Source organism: Comamonas brasiliensis, assembly GCF_018292285.1.
GTDB classification, from domain to species: Bacteria; Pseudomonadota; Gammaproteobacteria; order Burkholderiales; family Burkholderiaceae_C; genus Comamonas; species Comamonas brasiliensis.
Map to the genome: position 1 here is coordinate 830,647 of NZ_JAANES010000002.1, position 25,239 is coordinate 855,885.

Consider the following 25,239-nt stretch of genomic DNA (forward strand, 5'->3'; position numbering starts at 1 on the left):
CATATTCATGCCTCTACTCTGGCATTCAGCGCGAGAAGCCTGGCGCCACGCTGGACGACAGACCACCCGCCATCCATGGACCCCACACCGCAGGATCACGCTGCTCGGTGCGCCCGGGCAGCAGCGGCTCCACATTCACATCGCGAGCCAGCGGCTTGACAAGACGTGGCGTCACCACAATCGCCAGCTCGCTCTCCTTTTGCTGAAACTCCTGACGCTTGAACAGTACGCCCAGAATCGGGATATCGCCCAGCAAAGGAACCTTGTCGGTGCCTGATGTGGTGTTGCGGCTGACCAGGCCGCCAATCACAAAGCTTTCGCCGTCGCCAAGCTCCACCGTGGTATCGGCACGGCGCGTGGTAATCGAGGGGACGGTCGCACTGTTCAGGACAATGGTGTTGGCGTAGTCCAGCTCACTGGCTTCCGGCGCCACCTTGAGCACGATGCGATCGTTGGACAACACCGTGGGGGAGACCGTCAAGCCAATGCCGTAGGGCTTGTACTGGATCGCAACCATGCCCGTGCCCGCAGGCACGGGAACCGGCACTTCTCCGCCCGACAAAAAGTTGGCACTTTGGCCGGACAAGGCCACCAGGGTCGGAGCCGCCAGCACCCGCGCCAGATTATTGCCTTCGAGCATGCCGATATTGACACCGATTCCGGCCTTGTCGAATTGCATCAGCAAGTTGAAGGCCTGAGTCAAGGGATTGGCGGTTGCGCCCGTCGTGGAACTCCCCCCGCTGATGCCATAAGAACCACGTCCAAAAATGCCAAAGCTGAAGCCCGAGCTATTGGGGGACGTGCTGAACAGATTGAGGCCGACCTTTTTCATCTGGGTCTTGTTGAACTCGACCACCTTGACATCGACCTGCACCACATTGCTCTTGAGCTGGACGCTGGAGAGATCGACGGTCTTGGCCTTGTCGGCGGACTGCGCGTTCGCCAGCTCACCGGCAAACTGCTGCTCTATCAGGCTGGAGGCCTTGGCCGTGCGCAGTTCCACGCGTTGCTGCACATTGAGCATATAGCTCTGCGCCTGCGCTTCACCGCGTGGCCAGACCATGAACGATGTGTTGCCGGGCTTGAGCGGGCTCAGCAAGATCTTGGCAGCAGCTCCCTTGCCCGCACGCTTGATATGCACAGCGGCGATCGTGTCGTCGCCGATGGCAATGCGCTCCACACCGCCGGGCAGGTCCAGCTCATGCTGCGCGCCAATCACCAGCTTGATTTCTCTGGCTGCTGTCGCTTGCTGCGCTCTGCTTTCGCCCGCATTGGGCACTTGCTGCGCAAGGGCCGGGACAGTGACGGCACTCAAGGACAGGCCGCAGAGCAGATACAGCGGCTTCATTGACGGGGTGCGGGGCGAGATCCAAAAAGTCTTGTTATTCATAGCTCAGTACCGCACGGTTTGGGAGTTGGCGCCACGCACGAATTCAACGGGCAGGGAAGAATCTGCAGATGCGGTGCGCGTGCGCGGCACAGCAGGGTTGGCGACACCAGCGGTCATGGGCCTGACTGCAGTCGTGCGCGCTGCCGAAGTGCCTGCGGAGCCGGCCAGGCTACTCATGGCCACACCAGCCTGCGCTGCGTCAGCACCTTCCAGCCGAGTTGCAACAGATCCCTTGGTCATGGCGACGGCCAAAACCCCAGGCAGCGGAGCAAACTTCTCCCTATCCGGCTCGGTCATATCCGTGGGATTGCGCAGTGCGAGCAGCAGGCTGCCATTGGAGCCGCCCAGCAGCAACTGACTGACCTCGGCCACCGGCACGGCAAGCACAGCAGTGCGCGCGCTGTCAGAGCCATTGGCCTGCTTGCCATCGGCTTTGTCCGTCGAGGTCAGCGCCTCCACCGATGCCGCGCCATAGGCCAGCACACGCTTGCGCGAAAGCAGCAAACGCGCCTGGCTCTGATCGATTTCATTGCCATCGCGGCGCAGCGCAAAGAACACATCAACAAAGTCGCCGGGCTTGATGCGATTACCAGCACCAATGCTTTCATCGACCTTGACCGCGACCGCACGCTCACCCTCCGACAACTTGAGCGCTAGTCCGGTCACCATTTGCCCTTGCAGTACGGGGGCGCCCTTGGGTATGTCCACCGCTGGTACGGAGCCAACAGCTGCCTGAATGTCGCTGTAGGCGCCATCGGGTATGGCCGGCAACTGCGAGATCTGCAGATCCTCGACCTTGAGCGCCTGCCCCGCTGGAATGGCCTGCGCGGCCATCACCACACTCACATTGGCACTGGACTTGACGTCGCTGGATGAGTTTTGAGCCTGAGGGTCTGATGCTGGCGGTGTTTTGGCGAGCATCCACCCATAAATGCCCAGAGCCAATGCCACCGCCAGCAGAACCCCGACCGCGATCTTTGCGACATTCACCATAACCACCCCTCTTATTGCCCTGCATCGTTGACGGAGCTTTTCAATTCATCAATCCAGCAAACTTACTTGAGCCACTGCACCGCCCCTCAATATGTCTGGAGTCGGCAAGCTCAGCACAGGCCCCAACAACTTTGGAATCAAAGGTGAAGCTGCATAGTTGTAGTTAATACGAACATTGATGCAGGAAATTCCAGCCCCCACTGAGCCCCCCACGCAATCTCCTGATGAGACATAGATACCGGCCGCATCACCCGTCGGGCTGTCAATGCACGAGGTTCCCCCCAAGCCGGTACCCATGTTTCTCAACCATTCCAAAGTACCATTGGTCATCGCACAGGCGGCGCTCTTACGCGCACTGATTAAGGAGGTGTTGGCTGGAACCTGAGCCGGATATCGCACTGCGGCTCTGGCACCTTCTGTTGCAGCCAACGTCAATGTCTGCTGAGCAGTAAAAATCAATCCATAGGTAACTATGGCATAGAAAATCAAGAAAAAAATAGGAAAGAGGAGTGCAAATTCAATTGCCACTGCACCTTTTTGATTTCTCAAGTACATATCCCCTCCTTTCTCTTTACGCTATTTGATCATCACCAACACGATGACTGTTGCCAGCGACAGATAAGTCACATAAGGGATAAATCGCTTTCCCCTATCAGTTGAACCGTTCTCCAACTTTATTGCAGGGAAAAATAAATATCTCAGATCACTTCGGGCAATCAACCCATGAGCCAGTGCAAACGCACAACTCAAAGCCCAGCTCAAAAACAGCAACTCCCAGCCGACCCAGGCTCCCAGAGCCGCAGAAAATTTCACATCTCCCGCCCCCATGAGACCCATAAAATAAAATAATAGGAAAAATAAAAATATCGAAATCGAAGAAATCAAACCATTGAGCCGACTTACCCCAAATGGTTGATTTTCAGGGTCAAAAACAAAAACAAAAATTGATGTTATCAAACCACAGAAAATCAGCCAGTTGGGAACCATTCTATGTCTGAGATCGAAGATCCCAGAAGCAACCAAGAACAATATGAAAAGATATCCCCACATTGCTTTATGCGATGGTGATTCCCTTCAGTTTCGTTCCAATGCGTCCGAAAAAGTCTGACAGTTCCTTGCCCAGATTAGTCAGCGCCAACGCCAACCCAACAGCAATCAGGCCAGCAATCAGTGCATACTCGATCGCCGTTGCACCTTCTTCATCACGCCAGAATTTGATGATTTGGTCTTTCATGACTAGCTCCTTCAACAATCAGGTTTGTAGATCGCTGTGGCTGTTTTCGACCACCGCGGAGTCCATCTTACGAAGCAAGAAACATCTTGAAATATTTGAAATAGCTATCAACAAATATCCAGCATAGCCCTCAACAATTTCAGCCCTCGGGTAAGCAAGCACTCCCGCACCAAAAAATCCAATAAAAACAATCACTTCATAGCTCGAAAGAGATCATCTGTAATTTTTCCGACTAATCCCTCACGTGTGGCTTCCAGTTCAATCTACGCAATCTTCATTCATTTCCTACAGGCTATTGGATTTCATCCTACATTTGTTAATCGGGTTAACCCTTGTTCTCAAATGAAAAAACAAAAAGGCCTGTAGTTAACAGGCCTTTTTGAAACAAAAGAGATCGCTCAATACAACGACTCGGGAATCACTGCAGAGCTTTTATCAGTTTGAGAGCGATGTCCTGCAGCGGTGGCTGCAGTTTTCTGTAGCAGTCGAGCAAGCGCTGTTCATCGTTGGGAAGCGACAGGGTTTCGGAATGCAGACCTGCCATCAACTCCAGTGCCGTGGTCTGCAGGGCGATAGCCAGTCTTGCCAGGGTGTCATTCTTGAGAGTGCGAATGGCTCCCGACTCGATCTGCGAAATGGCCGATGCGGTGACATCCGCCATCTGCGCCAGCCGTCCCTGACTCAAACCCAGCGCCTGTCGCCGGGCGCGTATGCGCTCACCTAAATGCGTCATCTATCCCACTAACTCACACTACACACTAGGCTGCGCAAATATCACGCAGCTTTTGTTTGAGACCCCGTAGTCGAGGCGCTCTCATGGAAGGCTCCTGCAATGCTGCTGCCCCTCTAACCCCGAGGCATCCGCCCTGCGGCGCAATACATGCGGCCATGCAAAGCGCCTCAGTGGTCGGCTCTGGTCAAGCCCCGTGGCACTTCTTGAACTTCTTGCCGCTACCGCAGGGGCAAGGGTCGTTACGGCCGGGTTGCTCGCCCTTGACGATGGTTTCCTGGCGTGGGCCCATGCTCTTCCACAGACGGTACAGGTCGTACACGGCCCAGATGGCTTCGCCAAAGGCATCCACACGCTCCTGGCTGGTCGATGCAGGACCAGCTTCGTCGTACAGGTTCATAGCCGGCTCGTCCGTGTCGTCTTCGGTCAGGTTGACGATGAACTCCATGGCCGCGTCCAGCAACTTGGCCGCTTCCTTGTCGCGGGGTACCGCCCATTCATCGGCCCAGTTTTCGACCACGAACATAAAGCCCAGTGCCCAGACCTGCGAGAACGACGGCACTTCTTCGCCGGCCAGCTCGGCCTGTTCGGCTTCGGGCAGGATGGCGATGGCGCCACGCGTGTCCAGCGCCTCGGGCTGGAAAGCCGCATCGTCGGCCAGCGACTTGATGTCTGCATCCAGCTGCTCGCGCACTTCGGCCAGGCGCAGCTCGAACAACTCCATGAAACGTGCCTGCTGGGCCTCGTCCTTGAAGGCTTCCAGCTTGGGCAGCGGCTGGCCTTCGGCCACTTGCAGGGCTTCGCCATCGCCCAGCAGCATGGGCATGTATTCTGCAGCGGCAATGGGGCGGCGTGTGCAGACCAGAGCGGTCAGGAAGCCGTCACAGAATTCCCACTGGGGAATTTCGTCGCCACGGGTGCGCAGCTCGTCGAGCAGCGCGTCCAGCTCTTCGAGCTGATCATTGCTCAGTGCGCCCTCGGGCATGTCGGCGAGAGCCGCGTCTTCTGCTGCGGAGTTAGGTGCTTGTTCTTGCATAGGGAAAGGCTTTTATGATGGCCCGGAACCATTTCATCACTATCGAAGTGCAGGGCCGGACGATGGATCAAGGGGAGAAAGCATCCAGGACGGATGCCCCCGTACAGGCTGAATTTTAGCGGGCCGCCATCAACACACCCTGCCATGGGAGTATCTGCAGTGCATCGCTTCTTCAATAGTCTGCCCCTGCGCTATGGCGCCCTCTTCATTTCTGCGCTCGTTCTGGCTATCTCGCTCTACACGCTGACGACGGCAGGCAAGGGACTTGGATGGCTGATTACGTCGACCCTGCTGGTGCTGCTGGGCATCTGGGATCTACTGCAGAAACAACATGCCATCTTGCGCAACTACCCCATCATGGGCCATTTGCGCTTCATCTTCGAATTCATACGCCCCGAGATTCGCCAGTACTTCATCGAAGGCGATACCGAGGCCCAGCCTTTCTCGCGTGCCCAGCGCTCGCTTGTCTATCAGCGTGCCAAGGGCCAGGTCGACAACCGGCCATTCGGCACCCAGCTCGACGTCAGTCAGCAGGGCTATGAGTGGGTCAACCATTCCCTGCAACCCACCAAGCTCAGCTCGCATGACTTTCGTCTCTGGATTGGCGGCACGCAGGAGCAACCGGCCGAAGGAGTGGACCCCTGCACCCGTCCCTATCACGCCAGCGTCTTCAACATCTCTGCCATGAGCTTTGGCGCGCTATCGGGCAATGCCATCCAGGCGCTGAACCAGGGGGCAAAGATGGGCGGCTTCATCCACGATACGGGTGAAGGCTCGATCAGCCAGTACCACCGCATGCATGGCGGCGATCTGATCTGGGAGGTGGCTTCGGGCTACTTCGGCTGCCGCAATGCGGACGGCACGTTCAGCGAAGAGAAATTCATCGCCAACGCCACCGATCCACAGGTCAAGATGATCGAGATCAAGCTCAGCCAGGGCGCCAAGCCCGGCCATGGCGGCATGCTTCCCGGCGCCAAGGTCACTCCCGAAATTGCAGCAGCACGCGGCATACCGATTGGCGTGGACTGTATTTCACCGTCCAGTCACAGCGCGTTCTCCACCCCTGTGGAGCTGATGCAGTTCATCGCCAGGCTGCGTCGTCTTTCCGGCGGCAAGCCCACGGGCTTCAAGTTCTGCGTCGGTCACCCCTGGGAATGGTTTGCCATGGTCAAGGCCATGCTGGAAACCAATATCACGCCCGACTTCATTGTCGTCGACGGGGCCGAAGGCGGCACGGGTGCAGCGCCCGTGGAATTCGTCGACCATGTGGGCGTGCCGCTGCAGGAAGGCCTGCTGCTGGTGCACAACACCTTGCTGGGCGTGAACCTGCGCCAGCGCATCAAGATTGGCGCGGCCGGCAAGGTCATCACGGCCTTCGACATCGCGCGCATGATGGCCCTGGGGGCCGACTGGTGCAACTCGGGTCGCGGCTTCATGATGGCGCTGGGCTGCATCCAGGCCCAGAGCTGCCACACCGGCACCTGCCCCACGGGCGTCACCACGCAAGATGCCGTGCGCCAGCAGGCGCTGGTCGTGCCCGACAAGGCCACGCGCGTGGCCAACTTTCACCGCAATACCCTGCATGCGCTACAGGAGCTGGTGCAGGCCGCCGGTCTCAGACATCCCAACGAGATCACGGCCCACCACATCGTACGCCGGCTGGACGACACCCAGGTCAGCCTGCTGTCCAACCTGATACTGCGCGTGGAGCCGGGCTGCCTGCTCAAGAGCCTGGAGCGCCAGCACAAGGTCTTCCAGAACTACTGGCCGCTGGCTACGGCCCAGAGCTTTCAGCCTCTGCAGGAGCCTGTGTTGCGCCCATCTGCCGCGAGCAGTGCCGACAACGCGGCACAATCGCAAGCTTTTCCCCAGCGCAACGGCATCTGGACCTGAGAAGCCAGAGCCCCGCGCCCGACAGACCCCACGCCGTGCCATCTCAGGATATTTCCGCCCCAGAGCAGATGCCCTCTGCGCAGACCGCCATCGATTACCAGGCATTTCTGCACGAGCATCTGGACCAACCTCACAGCATCATGCGCTATGAACTCGCGCATGAAACCCTTTGGGTCAAGCGCGCCAACAAGGGCAACCCGGCCCTCAACTACTGGCTGTTGAGCTCGCTGGCCAGGCTGTTCAGGGCCGCCGTGCTGCAGCCCGTTCCGAACCCCGGTGGGACCGAGTCCCTGCAGACCGAGGTGCGCCGCCTGCGCAGTTTCAAGGCCAAGGGCTTGCGCGTGCCGCAGGTGCTGGCCACGACCGATCAGGCCTTTGTGATGCGCCACCTGGGGCGCCCGGGCGAAGAGGCTCCATCGCTGAGCAATGCCATCGAAGAAGCGATTGCTCGGGGCGCACAGCCCACGCTGGAACTCTGGCTAAAAGGCATGGAGGCCATACAGCAGGCACATGCCTGCGGCGAGGTGCTGAGCCAGGCCGTGGCGCGCAATATGGTGGTCTGCGCCGACGGAGTCATAGGTTTCATCGACTTTGAGGACGATCCTGCGGCCCACTTGCCGCAAGCCGTCTGCATGGCGCGCGATGCGCTCAACTACGCTCAGTCCACGGCGCTGTTTCTGCAACAGGCAGGTGCGCTGGAGCCGGCCCGACAGGCTTGGCAACAGTTTGTGCAGCAACTTCCCAACGAGGCCCGGCAGGTACTGAAGCGCACCGTCAACAAACTGAGCTGGGTGCGCTTTCTACCCCGCAGCAAGCGCCTGGGGCGCGACACCTTGCGCGTGCTGGCGGCCCATGACTTGCTGACAGCGACCTCACCCTCCGCTTGAATGCCATAAAAGCGATAGCTACCAGCGGCTTCCCCGGCTGGGCCTAAAGTCTGAAACCCATGAAAAAAGCCCGGCCATCAGGTCCGGGCTTTTTGGCATGAGGCCTGTGCTCGCTCAGGCGTGAGCGGTCACCGCCTCGTTTTCTTCCTTGCCAGCCAGCGCCGCATCCAGCTTTTCGTGGTCCAGCGCGTTTTCCCACTTGGAAACCACCACGGTGGCGACGGCGTTACCGATGAAGTTGGTCAGGGAACGGCATTCGGACATGAAGCGGTCCACACCCAGAATCAGTGCCATGCCGGCCACGGGCACCTCGGGCACGACGGCCAGGGTCGCTGCCAGGGTGATGAAGCCAGCACCCGTCACGCCCGCCGCGCCCTTGGACGACAGCATGGCAACCAGCAGCAGCGCGATCTGGTGGCCCAGGGTCAGATGCGTATCGGTCGCTTGGGCAATGAACAGCGCAGCCAGTGTCATGTAGATATTGGTGCCGTCCAGGTTGAAGGAGTAGCCGGTAGGCACGACCAGGCCGACGACGGACTTGCTGCAGCCGGCTTTTTCCATCTTGTGCATCAGCGAAGGCAGGGCCGACTCGGAAGACGATGTACCCAGCACCAGCAGCAGTTCGTCCTTGAGGTACTTGATCAGCTTGAGCACGGAGAAGCCGCAAAAGCGCGCCACTGCACCCAGGATCACCAACACGAACAGGGCCGAGGTGATGTAGAAGGTCAGCACCAACTCGGCCAGATTGACCAGTGAGCCCAGGCCGAACTTGCCGATGGTGAAGGCCATGGCACCAAACGCGCCGATGGGGGCGAACTTCATCACGATGTTGACAAGCTTGAACACGGGCTTGGTCAGGCTTTCAAAGAAGTTCAGCACGGGCTTGCCGGCCTCGCCGACCATGGCCAGGGACACGCCGAACAGCACCGCCACCAGCAGCACCTGCAGGATGTTGTCACCCACGAACGGACTGATCAGCGTCTTGGGGATGATGTCCATCACGAAGCCGGTCAGCGTCATCTCGTGCGACTTGGCCACATAGCCCTTGACGGCTGTCTGGTCCAGATCGGCGGGGTTGATGTGCATGCCGGCACCGGGCTGCATGACATTGGCCACGATCAGGCCCACGACCAGCGCCAGTGTGGAGAAGGTCAGGAAGTACGCCATGGCCTTGCCGAACACACGACCCACGGCGCTCAGGTGCGTCATGCTGGCAATGCCGGTGACGATGGTCAGGAAGATCACCGGCGCGATGATCATCTTGATGAGCTTGATGAAGGCATCGCCAAAGGGCTTCATGGCCTCGCCATAGGTGGGTTCGAAGTGCCCCAGCAGCACGCCCACGATGATGGCGAACACCACCTGGAAGTAGAGCTGACGGTAGAACGGCAAGTGCTCGCGCGGAGCGGATTCTGTGGGCAGAGTGTGCACGCTGCATCTCCAAAATTGCGGGCGCACCACCGTGGTGCGCCGAATTGCTGCCGTTTGTACTCCCGCGCCCTTTTTGTGCCGATAACCCATTGGTATTAGGTCGAGAAGCGCTCCTAGGGAGAGCATGCACCAACTTAGGGAAATCCCTAGGCGTCAAAATCCGCACTGAACCTGCTCCAGAGCCACACTGGGCTCCTTGATCACCCGCCCTCGTCATGCGTCTTGCGCGAAACCTTGCCCGAAACCGACTGTTTTTGACCCTTGTCATCGTGCTCAGCGGCATGCTGCTGAGCATGTGGGCGGCCAGTCGCGTCGCGCTGCAGACCTCTTTGCATGATGAAAGCGAGAGCGTGCAGCGCCAGCTCACGCTCTATGCCCAGGCCATGGTGCAGCGGGTGGATCGCTACCGCACCCTGCCCGAGGTGCTTGCGCTCGATGCCGAACTCAAGAGCGCGCTCAGCCACCCGCTCAGCGCCGCCGAGGTAGACAGGCTCAACCACAAGCTGGAGCAGGCCAACGGCGCCAGCCAGGCTTCCACGCTGACTCTCATCGACAAAAGCGGCAAGGCCCTGGCCGCCAGCAACTGGCGCGACTCGCACAGCAATGTCGGCGAGGACTACAGCTTTCGCCCCTATGTGACCCAGGCGCTGAGCCGGGGCAGCGGCCGCTTCTACGGCATAGGCATGACCACCGGGCTGCCCGGCTACTTCCTCTCCCAGGCCATTCATGACGATGGCGGCTCGGTGCTCGGGCTCATCGTCATCAAGATCCTGTTCCAGGAACTCGAAGGCGAGTGGAGTCAGTCGCCCGACATCGTCTTCGCCTCGGACGAGCATGGCGTGGTCTTTCTCTCCAACCGCGACGAATGGCGCTACCGCCTGCTGGAGCCCTTGTCCGCCAGCGACGAGCGGGAGGTGCGGGACACCCACCAATACGCGGGCCAGGCCCTGATGCCGCTCGGCTACCGCACCAGCCGCCAGCCTGCGGGCATCGGCATGCTGGCTCACTTCAGCCAGCCGCCACTGGTCGACCCCATGCTCTGGCTGCGCATGGAACTCCCCGAAAGCCAATGGCAGCTGCACCTGCTGCACGACATCGTCCATAGCCAGACGGCCAGCCACTGGGCGGCAGTGGCTGCTGGCGGCCTGTGGCTGGCCGCATCGCTGCTGGTGCTCTATATCCGCCAGCGCCAGCGCCTGGCGGCCCTGAGACAGCGCAGCCGCAAGGAACTGGAGACCGTGCTGCACCAGCATGCGCAGGAGCTGCGCACCGCGCAGGACGGCATTGTCCAGGCTGCCAAGCAGGCCGACACCGGACTTTCGCGCAGCCTGCAGCATCTGCCGCAAGGCGTGGTGGTGGTGGACCCGCAGCTGCGGCTGGTGGCCTGGAACTCGCGCTATGTGGAGCTGTTCCGCTACCCGCCCGAGCTGATGCATGTGGGCCAGCCCATCGAGGCCCTGATACGCCACAACGCCCGGCGTGGCCTGCTGGGCAAGGGCAATGTGGAGCAAGCCATACAGCGCCGCCTGGAACATCTGCGCAGCGGCAGCCCCCATCTGCACGAAAGCGCCAAGGGAGACGGCACGGTGCTGGAGATCCGCGGTAACCCCCTGCCCGACGGCGGCTTTGTCACCAGCTACGCCGACATCACCAGCTACAAGAACACCGCGCGCGAGCTGCGCAATCTGGCCGATACGCTGGAAAAGCGCATTGCCGATCGCACCCGGGACCTGGCCAAGGCCAAGCAGGAAGCCGAGCGCGCCAATCGCTACAAGACCCGCTTTGTTGCCTCAGCCGTGCATGACCTGCTGCAGCCGCTGAATGCGGCGCGCATCTTCACCAGCCTGCTGCCCACCTATCTGCATGATGATGCGGGCCGCCAGCTGGCCCAGCGGGTGGACAAGGCCCTGGCCTCGCAGGATGCCATCCTCACCAGCCTGCTCGATATCTCGCGCATGGAATCGGGCCAGCTCGAAGTCCGTGTGCGCGATTTCGCGCTCAGCTCCTTGCTGGAAGTGGTGCACAACAATTTTGCGCTGCAGGCCGAGAACGAGGGCCTGAGCCTGCACTGCATGCCCAGCCGGCTGATCGTGCGCAGCGACGAGGCCTTGCTGCGTCGCATACTGCAGAACTTTGTCTCCAATGCCATCCGCTACACACGCAAGGGCCGTATTGTCGTGGGCTGTCGCCGCCACGGCGACCAGGTGCTTATCGAGGTGCATGACCAGGGGCCGGGCATTCCCCAGAGCCTGCAAAAGGAAATCTTCGAGGAGTTCCGCCGCCTGGACGAAGGCCACGCCGACGACCGCGGCACCGGCCTGGGCCTGGCCATCGTGGAGCGCCTGGGCAGATTGCTGGACCATGAGATCGGCCTGCGCTCCACCCTGGGCAAGGGAAGCGTCTTCTGGGTCAAGGTCCCACTGGGCCAGGCCGCAGCATTGGCACCAGTCTCCCAGGAGACTTCTCCCAGTGCTCGCGTGGACAGCCCGCTGCAGGGCGGCACGGTCTGGTATGTGGAGGACGACCCCGCCACCCGCGACGCCACCTGCGCCTTGCTGGAACGCTGGGGCTGTGATGTGCCGCTGGCCGCCAATGCCCCCGAAGCCCTGGCCTATGCCGCGCCCGGCAATGCCCCGCAACTGGTGCTGCTCGATGTGCACCTGGGCCAGCTCTACGGCCCCGATGTCTACGCCCAGCTCTGCGAGCGCTGGGGCCGGCAGCCTCCCGTCATCCTGCTAACCGCAGAAGGTGACAGCACCCTGCGCCGCCAGGCAGCCGAACGCGGCTGGGGCTTTCTCGCCAAACCGGTAAGGCCGCCGGCGCTGCGAGCGCTGATGAGCCAGACCTTTTTGCGCGGACGAGAAGGCGGCAGCACCTGAGAAACAAAGCCATTTCCGGCGGCGGCGCTTTCAGCGCATTGCACTCTCGCTATGAATTCAGAAAGAGCGCCCCTGTGCACGCCGTGGCTGCGCAAGCCGGGCGGCGGATTCTTCGATATGCTGCTGCAGCCTCTGCGGTATTTCCGGCCCGCAGCTCACGCCACTCAGGCCAGACCGCATGAACCATCATCCCGTTGAATCCGCTGTTCCGCCCGGCAGCCGCATCGCCGAACGACTGGCCGGGGCCAGCTTTCACGACTCCTGGAGCATCGCCTCGGACGAGACCGGCCTTTCGGCGCTGGACCACTTCCTGCTCGCCGCGCGCAAAACGCCGCGCTGGATAGAAGCCTGCATGCGCGCGCGCAATCTGGCTGGCAGCCTGGTGGGGCTCAAGGATCTGGGCAGCCTATCAGCCTTGACGCCTGGCAAGACAGCAGCCAGCTACCGGCTCGGCGATCGGGTCGGCATCTTCACGGTATTCGAGAACACCTTTGATGAAGCCCTGATCGGCGACGACGACAAGCACCTGAGCGTCGTGCTCAGCATTCATCGCCAGAGCGACATCGACTCCCGTGAAGCCATCATTACCGTCACCACCGTTGTGCATGTCAAGAACACACTGGGCCGCCTCTACATGCTGCCCGTCAAACCCATGCACCGATTGATAGCGCCTGCCGTGCTGTCGTCTCTGGGGGGACGCATCGGCACAGCATGAGACTGCGCTCGCGTCGATGCAGGCTCACCCCGACTGCCGATGCCAAGGCATGCCATGCGGCAGCCCTCAAATCCTTGCCCTCAAAGCGCGGCAAGCTATCAAAAAAAGCTTGAAACGTCCGGGCGATCAGACATCGTGATCGTTTTCCAGGCTCTTGACCAGCACGGCCGCCTGAGTGCGTGAATAGCATTCGAGCTTCTTGAGGATCGCCGTCACATGGACCTTGACCGTGTTCTCGGCCAGGCCAAGTTCGTGCGCGATCTGCTTGTTGAGCAGCCCGTCGGCAATGCACAGCAACACGCGAAACTGCTGGGGCGTGAGCTGGGCCAGGCGAGCGGCCAGGGCCGCATCGGCCTCGGAGCGCTCGGCCACCATGGACGGGAAGCTGATATCGCCGCTCAGCACATCGTCAATGGCGGCACTCATATCGTCTGCAGCCGCAGACTTGGAGATAAAACCCGCCGCCCCGAACTGCTGGGCGCGGCGGATGATGCGCGGATCGTCGTTGGACGAAATGATGATCACCGGCACCTGCGCATATTCGCCACGCAGATGCAGCAACGACGAAAAGCCCCGTGCGCCGGGCATGGCCAGGTCCAGCAGCACCAGCTCGATCTCGGGATGCTCCTGCATCGCTGCGCCCAGGGTCTGGGCGCTGGCCGCCTCCACAATGCGGGATTGCGGGAAGCGGTCGTGCAGCACCTGGATCAACGCTGCGCGAAACAGCGGGTGATCGTCGGCAACGAGAAGAGTGGGCTCGGACATGGGCCGCAGTCTGCCACGGCTGGCACGGCGCTGCATCTGCAAAAACGCATATCCCGCAGCGCCCGTGCCTGTCCGTCATCCAGGCTCCGGCTCACTGAGCCCGTATCTCAATCGAGCTTGATGTTGTTGGCCGTGATCACGCGGCCCCATTTGCTGCGCTCGGTGCTGACGAATTTCTCCATCTGCTCGGAGCTGCCAGGCATGGGCTCGACTCCCATGGCTGCCAGACGGGCCTTGGTTCGCGTGTCGGCCAGTGCAAACTGCAGCGACTGGCTGAACTTCTTGACCACCTCGGCCGAGCTGCCCTTGGGCACGACAATGCCCTGCCAGGCATAGCCTTCAAAGCCCTTGAGGCCTTGCTCCTGCAAGGTGGCAACCTTGGGCAGCACATCGATGCGGGCCGGGCTGGCCACGCCTATGGCCTTGAGCTTTTTCTCGCCGAGGAAGGGAACAATGGTGGCGCTGTCGGCCCACATGGCGGGAATCTGGCCGCCGATCACATCCTGCACTGCGGGCGCGGCACCGCGATAGGGAACATGGGTCATATTGCCCAGGCCCACTTCTTCGCGGAACAATTCGCCGACCAGGTGATGGGGGCTGCCCAGGCCGGCCGAGCCCCAGCTCACGCCAGCCTTCTGCTGCTTGGCCCAGGCGACAAACTCGGTCAGATTGCTGACCGGCACATCGTTGTTGACCACCAGCAGCATGGGAAAGCGCACCAGCATGCCCACGGGCTTGAAGTCTTTCTCGGCGTTGTAGTTGAGCTTGCGGAACAGAAACGGGTTGGCCGCCAGCGTGGCAAAGTCGGCCGTGAACATCAGGTTGCCATAGTCATGCGAGCGCGCGCTGTACTCGGCCGCGATATTGGTGCCGGCACCGGGCTTGTTGTTGATGACGATGGGCCGCTCCAGATTGCGGCCCATGGATTCCGCAATCACGCGGGCCACCACGTCGGAGCCCCCGCCTGCGGCATAGCCGATGACCCACTCCAGAGGCTTTTCCTGGGCCATGGCGGCCGGCCCTGCAGCCCAGGCCAGCGTCGAGCAGGCCAGTGCGGCCAGAAACTGTTTGCGTTGCATCATCCTTGTCTCCTTGATTCATGGCCCCTGGAATAGATTTTGGTGACGGGGCCTTAGGGGATGGCGCAGCTGCCGCCAGAGCGGCGGCGCTGCTTCTCAAACGGCAGCGTGTACCGGGGTAACCGGTGTCACGGCACCGCGCTCGGCCGGGTCTGCGCCGGCAGGAGAGAATCCTGCGCTGGCGCGGGCCAGTTCGAGCGCATGCAGCAAGGTCTCCTGATGGCCAATGTGATTGGCCAGCAGCAGCACCAGGCGGGCATTGAGGGCATGGCTTTGCGCGGTTTCCAGGCCCTGATGCGTGGCGATCAGGGCTTCGTAGAAATCGTCACAGGCCTGCAGATTTGGGTGGGTGGACAGCAGCATGGCGGTCTCCTGAAAAAAAGGGAATCCTCTGGGATATTTCATTGCAAGGCGCCGCTGGCACGCTGCAGCGCGGCACGCACGTCAGCCTCGTCAGGGCGACGCCAGCGCGCGCAGACATGCTGGTCGGGGCGCAGCAGGTAACTGGTGCCGGGGCGCGCATCCAGGCGCTGCGCCGCCAGACCCTGCGCATCCAGCAGATCGGCTTGCGCGGCCCCTGCATCGCCCTCGGCGGCTATCGAGAGATTGAGCACGCCGGTCAGCTCGCGCGCCCAGACCGGCGTGGGGCCGAAATGCAGCAGCGTGAAGTCCGGGCCCAGGGCGCGCAGCAGCCATGTGGTCTGGCTGTCGCCGGGGCGGCGCATGGGCGCGTCGCTGAGCACGGCACCGGGCAATTGCGAACCCGCGAACGCCTCGCTGTCCGGCGTGTTGAGCGGCGAGTGATGCAGCGTGGCCGGCACCGACAGACGCCCGCTGTTGACGATGCGACGCGCAAACTCATGCTCGCGCGCCAGCTCCAGCGCCGCATCGCGAAACAGGCGGCTGATCTCGCTCTTGGGCGTGATGAAGTCGGTGGCGCGCGTGGAGTTGCGGATGTTCTCGTCGGCCGCGTATTCGCGCTCGGCGCCATAGGTCGCGATCAGCGCAGCATCGGCCTGGCCGCGCAGCACGCGGTCGAGCTTCCAGGCCAGGTTTTCGGCATCCTGCACGCCGCTGTTCGCGCCGCGTGCACCAAAGGGCGAGACGCCATGCGCGCTGTCGCCCGCGAAGACCACGCGGCCGTGGACAAAGCGGTCCATGCGCAGGCAGGCAAAGGTGTAGACGCTGGCCCATTCGAGCTCGAAGTCCGCGTCCTTGCCCAGCAATGCGCGGATGCGCGGCAGGATGTTCTCGGGCTTTTTCTCCTCTTCGGGATCGGCCTCCCAGCCCAGCTGGAAGTCGATGCGCCAGACATCGTCGGGCTGGCGGTGCAGCAGCACGCTCTGACCCGGATGAAACGGCGGATCGAACCAGAACCAGCGCTCGGTCGGGAAATCCGCATGCATCTTCACATCGGCAATCAGAAACCGGTCGCGGAAGATGCGGCCATGGCTTTCCTGCCCCAGCAGCCCACGCAAGGGCGAGCGCGAGCCGTCGCAGGCCAGCACCCACTGGGCATCGATCCGGTACTCGCCCTCGGGCGTTTCCACCGTCAGCAGCGCCCCATCGTCGCGTGGCGCCAGCGCCGTGACCTTGTTGTGCCAGCGCAGATCGATCAGCGGCAGCTGCAGCGCGCGCTCGACCAGATAGGCTTCGGCGTAGTACTGCTGCAGATTGATGAAGGCCGGGCGCTCGTGGCCGGCCTCGGGCAGCAGGTCGAACTGGTAGAGCGACTGATCCCTGGCAAACACCTTGCCCAGATTCCAGGAGACGCCCTTGTCCACCATGGGCTGGCCCACGCCCAGGCGGTCCCAGATCTCGAGCGTGCGCTTCGAAAAGCAGATGGCGCGCGAGCCTGTGGACAGCTTGCAGTCGTTGTCGAGCACCACCACCGGCTGGCCGCGCTGCGCCAGATCGATGGCCAGAGACAGGCCCACGGGCCCGGCGCCGACGACGACCACGGGGTGGCGAGCCGGCGCATCGGCATCCTGGTCCGCATGACGTCGATAGGGAATCTGGATGGACTGAATGTCGGCGGCGCTGCCGCGCAGAGCGTCAGGAGCAATGACTGGGGTGGACATGGCGTTCATCGGTGCGCAAACCTTGAAAAGCGTGGATCTGTTTCCTGGGGCAAAAGCCGCCCCTCCGGCTCTTTGCGGCCGGATTCAAACTCTGTTTTTTTGATAGCTTCTACCGCTTGTCAGTCAATGAATTCAATGCTCTTTCTATTTGAATTCGTTGCAAACAAAGCGCAAGCAGCTCCTGTTTTAGATAGCCTCGCAGCAGACCGCCGCACTAAGCGCAGGAGACTGCCAGCCGGGCGACCTGGGAGGCGATTAGCCTTCCAGCGCCAGCCACATCTCGCGGTCGCGCTCGGCAGTCCAGATGCGCGGATCGGCATGGCCCGATGCCTCGTCATAGGCGCGCGTCACGTCAAAGGGCATGCAGTGGTTGAAGATCACCCAATGGCCGTATTTGGGCTGCAGCTTGGCAAAGGCTGCCTCGTAGACCTTGCGCAGGTCCTGGCGCGCATCGGCGCCGGCCTTGACCTCGGCCCACAGGTCGCTGATGAAGTTGCGCGTACCCGCCAGGCCGGCCTGCACTTCGGCGGCGTTCTGCAGCGCCGCACCACGGCCGGGCACCAGCTTTTCGGGCTGGAGGGAGGCAATCGCATCCAGCGTCTGCGGCCAGTCCTGGAAGTAGGCGTCGCCGGCATAGGGCGTGGCATCGAACTCGACCAGATCGCCGCTGAACAGCACCTTGTCCTGGGGCAGCCAGACCACGGTATCGCCCTTGGTGTGGCCGCGGCCCAGCTGCAGGATCTGCACCTCGAGCTTGCCCAGCCACAGCGTCATCTTGCCGGTAAAGGTCATGGTGGGCCAGGTCATGCCATCGGGCACGCTCTCGACGTTCTGGAACAGGCGCGGAAAGCGGCCGATCTCGCTGGCCTTGTCCTGCTCGCCGCGCTCGACGATGAGGTCGTAGGTGTCCTGGCTGGCAATGATGTGCTCGGCGCCATAGGCCGAGGCACCCAGCACGCGCACCGCGTGGTAATGCGACAGCGTGACGTATTTGATGGGCTTGTCCGTGACCTCGCGGATGCGGCGGATCACGTCCTCGGCCATGACAGGCGTGGCCTGGGTGTCGATGACCATCACGGCGTCGTCGCCGATGATGATGCCGGTGTTGGGGTCGCCCTCGGCCGTGTAGGCATAGGCATGTTCGGAGAGCTTGTCGAAGCTCACCTTCTTGACTTCGAGGTCGGCGGCGGAGGCAAAGGTCTTGGTGCTCATCGTTGCAGTCTCTTTGTTTTAAACAAATGCATTCATCTTTATCGAATTTCTGAATGCTAGATATAAATTCAACATTGCACAATTGATTTGTCATAGTGAAAAACCCTGCAGACTTTTGCGCCGCCGTTCCGCCCTCACAATGCCGTCATGCCTCACGCCAACACCTCTTCGACCGACGCCCGCTTGCCACTCGACTCCTGTGATGACGAGCCCACGCGCGCACCGCGCGGCATACAGAGCGTGGAGGTAGGCGGCCAGCTGCTCAAGGTGCTGGCGCGCACGGGCCGGCGCATGGCACTCAAGGATCTGGCGCGCGAAGCCGAGATGACGGCCGCCAAGGCCCACCCTTATCTGGTGAGTTTTTGCAAGCTGGGCCTGATGGAACAGGATCGCGTCAGCGGCCACTACGGCCTGGGCCCGCTGGCCATTCAGATGGGGCTGATCAGCCTGCAGCAGGCAGATCCCGTGCGCATGGCGATTGCCGAGCTGCCTGCCCTGGCGCAGGAGGTGGGCTACACCGTGTCGGTGTCCATGTGGAGCGGCCAGGGGCCGACCATCATCCGCGTCGAGGAAGGCCCGACCCATGTCTATGTGGCCATGCGCCACGGCACGCCGGCCTCGCTGCGCCATACCGCCACGGGCAAGATTTTTGCGGCCTTTGGCGAGCCGGCCCGCATCGCACCGCTGCTGCAGGCCGAAGGCCATAGCCTGGACGAGCCGGTGTTTGCGCAGGAGCTGCAGGCCATCCGCCGCAATCACCTGAGCGTGGTCGAGAACCAGTTGCTGTCGGGCGTGAGCGCACTGGCGGTGCCGGTGTTCGACGGCTTCGGCCAACTGGTGCTGGCGATTGCCGCCATCGGCCCTTCGGTCACGCTGACGCTGGACCCCGCCGGTCTGCCGGCCCGCAAGCTGCAGGCCCAGGCGCGTGCGCTGTCCCTGCGCCTGGGCGCCCCGGCCACGCTGACCGAGGCCTAGGCTCGGTAGCCCAGCGAAGCGCTGATGGCGCGTGCCTGCTCGCACACGGCCTGGGCAATCCTGCCCTGCGGATCGGGGTCGAAGCCGCCGCTGGCACCCAGCGCGCAGAGCACGGCCACCACATGGCCGTTGTAGTCGAACAAGGGCGCAGCCACGGCGCTGATGCCGGGCAGATTCAGATCCCGGATCGCTGCACAGCCGGCCGTACGAATCTCGCTGCGCAGTTGCTCCAGCGGCTTGCTGGCATGCAGCAGACGGCGATGCTCGGGACTGGCAGCATCCAGCTCACGCGCCAGCTGCACCTCGACCTCGGGCTGCGGCTCCATGAAGGCAAAGAACGCGCGCCCCGTGGCCGACCACAGCATGGACATGACCGAGCCCACACGCACATTGACGGTGATGGGCAGGCTGGGCTCCTCGAAACGCACGATGGTGGGCCCCATATTGCCCATCACCGCCACAAAGCTCGTGACCTGCAGGGACTCGCGCAGCTGCTGCAGGGCCGGCTCGGCCATGCGCACCGGATCGTTCTGGCGCATCGCGGCCAGGCCGATATGGATGGCCTCGCGTCCCAGCGCGTACTGGGTGCCGCCACGATCCTGCTCCACCAGGCCTTCAGCCATGAGACTGGCCAGATATCGATGCACCTTGGCCGGGCTTTCCTCGACGGCAGCACCGATGGCCGTGAGGCTGGCACGCCCGCCCAGACCGGCCAGCGCCTTGAGCACGGCCAGACAGGTCTCGGCGGCCTGCACTCGCTGACGACGCTCGCGCCCGTCCGCGGCTTCTGCGGCAGCACCAGGCTGGCGCAGCTTTGTGGCGCGCGGCGCTTGCGTAGCGGTGATCGGCAGCACGGTGTCCGCAGTCTTCTTGTCTTTTTTCATGTCTGTAGCGATTGATGGCAGGGCTTCGACCGGCATTCTGATTCAGATTCATGAATCAAGTCATGGAAATCCCTTGGGCTCAATTTACGCAATGCGTATAAAAATTACGCAAAACAATTTCCGTATTAAAGCGGAATCGCAGGCGGAGTGAAGCTTGGTTAACCCGCAGGCAAACAACACCACAGCCCAGGAGACACCCTCAATGAAAAAACGCCTCTTCACCGCCTCGGTTCTGGCCACCAGCATGCTCTGGCTGGCCGCAGCCCCCGGCACCGTCATGGCCCAGGACAAGTTCCCCAGCAAGAGCGTGCGCTGGATCGTGCCCTACGCCGCGGGCGGCGGCTCGGACTTCCTGGCCCGCACCATAGGCCAGGCCTGGGGCGCCCAGGCCCATCAACCCATCGTCGTGGACAACCGCCCGGGCGGCAACACGGCCATCGGCGCCTCGGAGACCGCGCGCGCACCGGCCGACGGCTATACCGTACTGTCTGCCGACAACGGCACGCTGATCTTCAATCCCGTGCTCTACAAGAGCCTGAGCTACAACCCCGGCAAGGACCTCATGCCCGTCACGCTCATGGGTCGCTTTCCCATGATTCTGGTGGCCGGCCCCGCCGAGAAGGCCAAGACCGCCAAGGAGTTCATTGCCGCCGCCAAGGCCAGCGCCGAGGGTGTGAACTACGGCTCCGCCGGCGCGGGAAGCCCCCATCACCTGGCCATGGAACTGCTGAAGTCCGAGGCCGGCCTCAAGCTCGCCCATGCGCCCTATCGCGGTGCGGCTCCGGCGCTGGCCGATGTGGCGGGCGGTCAGATTCCCGTGATGATGGTGGACCTGGCCGCCGGCGCAGGCTTCATCAAGGGCGGCAAGGTGCGCCCCCTGGCCGTGGCCAATGCAACGCGTCTTCCTCAACTGCCCGATGTGCCCACCTTTGCCGAACTGGGACTGCCCGGCGTGCAGGCTGCGGCCCTGGTCGGCATGGTGGCCCCGGCCAAGACGCCGGCCAATGTCGTCACGGCGCTGAACAAGCAGGTGGTCGCCGCCATCAACGAGCCTGCGGTCAAGCAAAAGCTCATCGACTTCGGCGTGGAGCCCGTGGGCAACACGCCCGAGCAGTTCCAGGCGTTGATCCACAGCGAAAGCGCACGCTGGCAAAAGCTGATCAAGGATCTGAACATCACGCTGGACTGATTGCCCCGCTGATCCATGCCGCAGAGGCTGGCGGCAGGCCGCCTCTGCGCTCTCGTCCGATGGCGCAAGCCATCTCCTGCCTCTTTGCGTTTGCGAGCGAGCCATGACCGTTTCCACCCCCAGCCGTTGCCCCATCGATCACAGCCAGTTCGGCAAGCCCACAGGCCAGAGCGGCCCTACGGGCTGCCCCATCAGCCACGGGGCCGCCAGCTTCGATCCCTTTGCCGACGGCTACCAGCAGGACCCGCCCGAATATGTGCGCTGGGCACGCGAACAGGAGCCGGTGTTCTACAGCCCGCAGCTGGGCTACTGGGTGGTCACGCGCTTCGACGACATCAAGGCCATCTTCCGCGACAACCTGACCTTCAGCCCCTCGATCGCACTGGAGAAGATCACGCCGACAGGCGATGAAGCCAATGCCGTGCTCGCCAGCTATGGCTTTGCGCTGAACCGCACCCTGGTCAACGAGGACGAGCCCGCCCACATGCCGCGCCGACGCGCGCTGATGCAGCCCTTCACCCCAGAGGAGCTCAAGCACCACGAGCCCATGGTGCGCCGGCTGGCCCGGGAATATGTGGACCGTTTCATCGACGACGGCCGTGCCGATCTCGTCGATCAGATGCTGTGGGAAGTACCGCTGACGGTGGCCATGCATTTTCTGGGTGTGCCCGCAGACGATATGGACACGCTGCGCCAGTACAGCATCGCACACACCGTCAACACCTGGGGACGACCGCAGGCCGAGGAGCAGCTTGCCGTGGCTCATGCCGTGGGCAACTTCTGGCAGCACGCGGGCCGGATTCTCGACAAGATGCGCGCCGATCCCGACGCCGAGGGCTGGATGCAATACGGCATCCGCAAGCAAAAAGAGCTACCCGAAGTCGTCACCGATTCCTATCTGCACTCCATGATGATGGCCGGCCTCGTCGCCGCCCACGAGACCACGGCCAACGCCACGGCCAATGCCGTCAAGCTGCTGCTGCAGCACCCCAAGGTCTGGCAGGAGATCTGCGCCGATCCCTCGCTGATCCCCAATGCCGTGGAGGAATGCCTGCGTCACAACGGCTCGGTGGCCGCCTGGCGGCGCCTGGCCACCAAGGATGTGGTGATCGGCGGTCAGGCCATTCCGGCCGGCAGCAAGCTGCTCATCGTCACCTCTTCAGCCAACCACGACGAGCAGCATTTTGTCGACGCCGACCTGTTCGACATCCACCGCGACAATGCCAGCGATCACCTGACCTTCGGCTACGGCTCCCACCAGTGCATGGGCAAGAATCTGGCGCGCATGGAAATGCAGATCTTCCTTGAAGAGTTCACGCGCCGCCTGCCTCACATGCATCTGGCCGAGCAACGCTTCACCTATGTGCCCAACACCTCGTTCCGCGGCCCCGAACATCTGTGGGTGCAATGGGATGTGAGCCGCAACCCCGAGCGCGGCAATCCCGCCGTGCTGGCCGAGCAGCAGCCCGTGCGCATCGGCGAATCCTCGCAAGGCGGCGTCAGCCGCAGCATGCTGGTGGAAAGCACCGAGCTGATTGCGCAGGACGTGCTGCGCGTGCGCCTCAAGGCGCCCGACGGGCGCGACCTGCCGCGCTGGACCCCGGGCTCGCATATCGACCTGCACTGCGGCGACACGGGCATCTCGCGCCAGTACTCGCTATGCGGCGATCCGCAGCAAGCGGATACCTACGAGATAGCCGTGCTGCGCGAGGAGCACAGCCGTGGCGGTTCGGCCTGGATACATGGGGCGCTGCAGGTCGGCATGAAGGTGCAGATGCGCGGCCCGCGCAACCACTTCAAGCTCGACGAAAGCGCGCAGCAGCTGATTCTCGTCGCCGGCGGCATAGGCATCACGCCGGTTGCGGCCATGGCGGCGCGCGCCCAGGCCTTGGGCATCCCCTATGAAATTCACTACAGCTGCAGTCAGCGCGAGCGCATGGCGCTGTTGCATGCATTGCAGGCACGGCATGGCGAGCGTCTGCAGATCTATGTGGGCGCAGAAGGCCAGCGAGCCGACTACCAGGCGCTGCTGGCCCAGGTCAGGCCCGGCGCACAGATCTATGCCTGCGGTCCGCAGCGCATGCTCGACGGCCTTGCCCAGGCCAGCCAGCACTGGCCCGAGGACAGCCTGCGCGTGGAGCATTTCTCCAGCACCCTGGGCGCGCTGGACCCGGACAAGGAACACGGCTTTGAAGTCGAGTTGCGCGAATCCGGCATCACGCTGCAGGTGCGCAACGATGAAACCCTGCTCGATGCGCTGCGCAGCGCCAATATCGATATCGAGTGCGACTGCCGCGAAGGCCTATGCGGCTCCTGCGAGGTGCCGGTGCTCGAAGGCGATATCGATCATCGCGACATGGTGCTGACCCGTGCCGAGCGCACGGCCTGCACCAAGATGATGAGCTGCTGCTCGCGCGCCAGGACGCAGGAGTCCAGAATCGTTCTGGCGCTGTAGCGTCCCAAGCGGGCAGCCCCCGGCGGGAAACCCCGGGCGGGCAGCACCTGGCCGGCTACCGCCGCCAGGCCACATATGGCTTGTGCCTAGAATCAATGCCCATATGGGCCTGTTGCAAATACTGCTGATTCTTGTGTGGGCACCGGCTGTGGCGCTCGTCACCTTCGTGCTCACCAACTGGCTGGGCCATGGCGCTCAAGCCATCTGGAGCGCCATGACTGGCACTCGCGCTGACGAGCGTTCGACCTGGCCGCTGCTGCTGGGCGGCGTGGCGGCCCTGGCGGGCATGGTGGGGGCGGTCATCACCTTTCCGAACCAGGCCGTCATGCAGCATGCGTTCGGCAAACTGCTGGGCTATGGCTCCACACGCGTGGAGATCACGCTGCGCCAGGACGATGCCGCCACACGCCAGGCCTTGCTGGAGACGCTGGGCTCCTTCATGGAAATGGGCGGACGCGAGATCCGCTACCGGGTCTCCACCCGCCATGGCAGCTACACCGAAACCGACGAAGTACCCAGCCACTACCGCTTCAAGAACGGGCGCCTGGAGATCGCCACAGGCGGCATCGTCAGCAGCGACAGACTATCCGCGATGCAGCATGGCTTCAAGGCACTGGCGCAATTTCCCACAGCCGGCTCGATTGACGCTGGCGTGCCGGCAACCGTAAGCCTGGGCAAGGAGCGGATAGCCGTGGAGATGCTGCCGCGCACGGCCATGTTGGTCCACCGCGACGCTGCCAAGGACTGGTCAAGCGTGCTGCGTGCGGCCCCGCCTGCCCGTTGCCATCTGGAGGTGCAGGCGCTGTTCTCCACGGATGCCTTCAGGCTGCTCATGTTCGCAGGCCGGGCCTCAGGCGAGGTCGAGATCCACACCGGCCCCGACACCGCCCTGCGCGACACGCAGTACCAACTGGTCGGCATGGGCCTGGTGCCGGGCAGCAACGGGCGCAGCGTCAAGGAGCTGGAGACCGATGCCACCCGCATCTATGGCGTACTGAGACTGCTGCCGCCGGGCCTGAATCCCGATGTCATGGACTGCGATACCGCCCTGGGACGCATGAGCGACCCGGCCCTGGTGGCAGCCGCCATGCTGTCCACATTTCCCGGCCTGGAGGGACGTGTGAGCGGCATAGAGATCACGCCTTCAGCCTCCTTCTCGCCCTGGCACAACCGGGGCTGGACGGCCGTGCCGCCCGGCACACGCTCGCAAGGCGGAACGCGAGCCGAAGCGGGCACGCGCGCCTGCGCCCTGGAGCAAAACCGCCACACGCGCACCCTGGTATCCATGGTCGAAGAGCACTGCACGGAACGCGAGCCGCAAAACGCTGGTGCCGCCTGCCCTCAGCTGCGCGAACGCCTGAACTGGGCCCAGGCCGAGCTGGCCCGATGCAGAAAACAGTTGGTGCGTTGA

Annotated in this window: 22 protein-coding genes; 8 read left to right on the forward strand and 14 right to left on the reverse strand. The window is 62.7% G+C overall.

Features of this window, described 5'->3' with window-relative positions:
• Positions 1–25: 25 nt before the first annotated feature.
• The 7 genes from DJFAAGMI_RS12230 to DJFAAGMI_RS12260 all read right to left on the reverse strand — a co-directional run bounded on the left by DJFAAGMI_RS12230 (position 26) and on the right by DJFAAGMI_RS12260 (position 5,332).
• Positions 26–1,390 (reverse strand): type II and III secretion system protein family protein, encoded by a 1,365-nt coding sequence (locus DJFAAGMI_RS12230; RefSeq protein ID WP_211457339.1) that lies wholly within the window; start codon positions 1,388–1,390, stop codon positions 26–28.
• Positions 1,391–1,393: 3 nt separating this feature from the next.
• Positions 1,394–2,383, reverse strand: a complete 990-nt coding sequence (gene cpaB / locus DJFAAGMI_RS12235) for a Flp pilus assembly protein CpaB (protein ID WP_211457340.1) — start codon at positions 2,381–2,383, stop codon at positions 1,394–1,396.
• Positions 2,384–2,431: 48 nt separating this feature from the next.
• Complete coding sequence (locus DJFAAGMI_RS12240) at positions 2,432–2,938, reverse strand: TadE/TadG family type IV pilus assembly protein (RefSeq protein WP_211457341.1); 507 nt, start codon at positions 2,936–2,938, stop codon at positions 2,432–2,434.
• 21 nt (positions 2,939–2,959) lie between these two features.
• Positions 2,960–3,433 (reverse strand): A24 family peptidase, encoded by a 474-nt coding sequence (locus DJFAAGMI_RS12245; protein WP_211457342.1) that lies wholly within the window; start codon positions 3,431–3,433, stop codon positions 2,960–2,962.
• 4 nt (positions 3,434–3,437) lie between these two features.
• Positions 3,438–3,617, reverse strand: coding sequence for a Flp family type IVb pilin (locus DJFAAGMI_RS12250; RefSeq protein WP_034373917.1), 180 nt, complete (start codon positions 3,615–3,617; stop codon positions 3,438–3,440).
• Between the two features lie 418 nt (positions 3,618–4,035).
• Positions 4,036–4,350: a helix-turn-helix domain-containing protein gene (locus tag DJFAAGMI_RS12255; RefSeq protein WP_003060697.1), complete on the reverse strand. Its 315-nt coding sequence runs from the start codon at positions 4,348–4,350 to the stop codon at positions 4,036–4,038.
• A gap of 184 nt (positions 4,351–4,534) precedes the next feature.
• A complete protein-coding gene (locus DJFAAGMI_RS12260; RefSeq protein WP_211457425.1) occupies positions 4,535–5,332 on the reverse strand; it encodes a YecA/YgfB family protein in 798 nt (265 codons plus the stop codon).
• A 195-nt stretch (positions 5,333–5,527) separates the two neighbouring features.
• Between DJFAAGMI_RS12260 and DJFAAGMI_RS12265 the strand changes: the two genes are divergently transcribed.
• Together DJFAAGMI_RS12265 and DJFAAGMI_RS12270 are read left to right on the forward strand one after the other, a co-directional pair.
• Positions 5,528–7,276: an FMN-binding glutamate synthase family protein gene (locus tag DJFAAGMI_RS12265; protein WP_211457343.1), complete on the forward strand. Its 1,749-nt coding sequence runs from the start codon at positions 5,528–5,530 to the stop codon at positions 7,274–7,276.
• 68 nt (positions 7,277–7,344) lie between these two features.
• Positions 7,345–8,163 (forward strand): RIO1 family regulatory kinase/ATPase domain-containing protein, encoded by an 819-nt coding sequence (locus tag DJFAAGMI_RS12270; RefSeq protein WP_211457344.1) that lies wholly within the window; start codon positions 7,345–7,347, stop codon positions 8,161–8,163.
• 114 nt (positions 8,164–8,277) lie between these two features.
• On the opposite strand, the gene DJFAAGMI_RS12275 is transcribed toward DJFAAGMI_RS12270, so the two are convergent.
• A complete protein-coding gene (locus tag DJFAAGMI_RS12275; RefSeq protein WP_211457345.1) occupies positions 8,278–9,594 on the reverse strand; it encodes a dicarboxylate/amino acid:cation symporter in 1,317 nt (438 codons plus the stop codon).
• Between the two features lie 215 nt (positions 9,595–9,809).
• Between DJFAAGMI_RS12275 and DJFAAGMI_RS12280 the strand changes: the two genes are divergently transcribed.
• Positions 9,810–12,473: a hybrid sensor histidine kinase/response regulator gene (locus tag DJFAAGMI_RS12280; protein WP_211457346.1), complete on the forward strand. Its 2,664-nt coding sequence runs from the start codon at positions 9,810–9,812 to the stop codon at positions 12,471–12,473.
• A gap of 178 nt (positions 12,474–12,651) precedes the next feature.
• Complete coding sequence (locus DJFAAGMI_RS12285; RefSeq protein WP_211457347.1) at positions 12,652–13,188, forward strand: DUF2867 domain-containing protein; 537 nt, start codon at positions 12,652–12,654, stop codon at positions 13,186–13,188.
• A 126-nt stretch (positions 13,189–13,314) separates the two neighbouring features.
• Here DJFAAGMI_RS12285 and DJFAAGMI_RS12290 read toward each other — a convergent pair whose 3' ends face one another.
• The 5 genes from DJFAAGMI_RS12290 to DJFAAGMI_RS12310 form a co-directional block, all read right to left on the reverse strand.
• Positions 13,315–13,953 carry a response regulator gene (locus DJFAAGMI_RS12290; protein ID WP_211457348.1) on the reverse strand — a complete coding sequence of 213 codons (639 nt, stop codon included), beginning with the start codon at positions 13,951–13,953 and terminating at the stop codon, positions 13,315–13,317.
• Positions 13,954–14,060: 107 nt separating this feature from the next.
• Positions 14,061–15,035, reverse strand: coding sequence for a Bug family tripartite tricarboxylate transporter substrate binding protein (locus DJFAAGMI_RS12295; RefSeq protein ID WP_205244643.1), 975 nt, complete (start codon positions 15,033–15,035; stop codon positions 14,061–14,063).
• A gap of 93 nt (positions 15,036–15,128) precedes the next feature.
• Positions 15,129–15,395, reverse strand: coding sequence for a DUF2783 domain-containing protein (locus tag DJFAAGMI_RS12300; protein ID WP_211457349.1), 267 nt, complete (start codon positions 15,393–15,395; stop codon positions 15,129–15,131).
• Positions 15,396–15,433: 38 nt separating this feature from the next.
• Positions 15,434–17,122 carry an FAD-dependent oxidoreductase gene (locus tag DJFAAGMI_RS12305; protein ID WP_419095611.1) on the reverse strand — a complete coding sequence of 563 codons (1,689 nt, stop codon included), beginning with the start codon at positions 17,120–17,122 and terminating at the stop codon, positions 15,434–15,436.
• Between the two features lie 246 nt (positions 17,123–17,368).
• The gene (locus DJFAAGMI_RS12310; protein ID WP_211457351.1) at positions 17,369–18,325 is read right to left on the reverse strand and encodes an MBL fold metallo-hydrolase; all 957 of its coding nucleotides are present in this window, start codon (positions 18,323–18,325) and stop codon (positions 17,369–17,371) included.
• A gap of 147 nt (positions 18,326–18,472) precedes the next feature.
• Between DJFAAGMI_RS12310 and DJFAAGMI_RS12315 the strand changes: the two genes are divergently transcribed.
• Positions 18,473–19,300 (forward strand): IclR family transcriptional regulator, encoded by an 828-nt coding sequence (locus tag DJFAAGMI_RS12315; RefSeq protein WP_211457352.1) that lies wholly within the window; start codon positions 18,473–18,475, stop codon positions 19,298–19,300.
• On the opposite strand, the gene DJFAAGMI_RS12320 is transcribed toward DJFAAGMI_RS12315, so the two are convergent.
• A complete protein-coding gene (locus DJFAAGMI_RS12320; RefSeq protein ID WP_211457353.1) occupies positions 19,297–20,184 on the reverse strand; it encodes an IclR family transcriptional regulator in 888 nt (295 codons plus the stop codon). The two genes, DJFAAGMI_RS12315 and DJFAAGMI_RS12320, sit on opposite strands and share 4 nt — an antisense overlap.
• Positions 20,185–20,386: 202 nt before the next feature.
• Here DJFAAGMI_RS12320 and DJFAAGMI_RS12325 point away from each other — a divergent pair, with 202 nt between their 5' ends.
• The 3 genes from DJFAAGMI_RS12325 (at position 20,387) to DJFAAGMI_RS12335 (ending at position 25,239) form a co-directional block, all read left to right on the forward strand.
• A complete protein-coding gene (locus DJFAAGMI_RS12325; protein WP_211457354.1) occupies positions 20,387–21,373 on the forward strand; it encodes a Bug family tripartite tricarboxylate transporter substrate binding protein in 987 nt (328 codons plus the stop codon).
• A 103-nt stretch (positions 21,374–21,476) separates the two neighbouring features.
• Positions 21,477–23,828 (forward strand): cytochrome P450/oxidoreductase, encoded by a 2,352-nt coding sequence (locus DJFAAGMI_RS12330; protein ID WP_211457355.1) that lies wholly within the window; start codon positions 21,477–21,479, stop codon positions 23,826–23,828.
• Positions 23,829–23,931: 103 nt separating this feature from the next.
• Positions 23,932–25,239, forward strand: a complete 1,308-nt coding sequence (locus DJFAAGMI_RS12335; RefSeq protein WP_211457356.1) for a hypothetical protein — start codon at positions 23,932–23,934, stop codon at positions 25,237–25,239.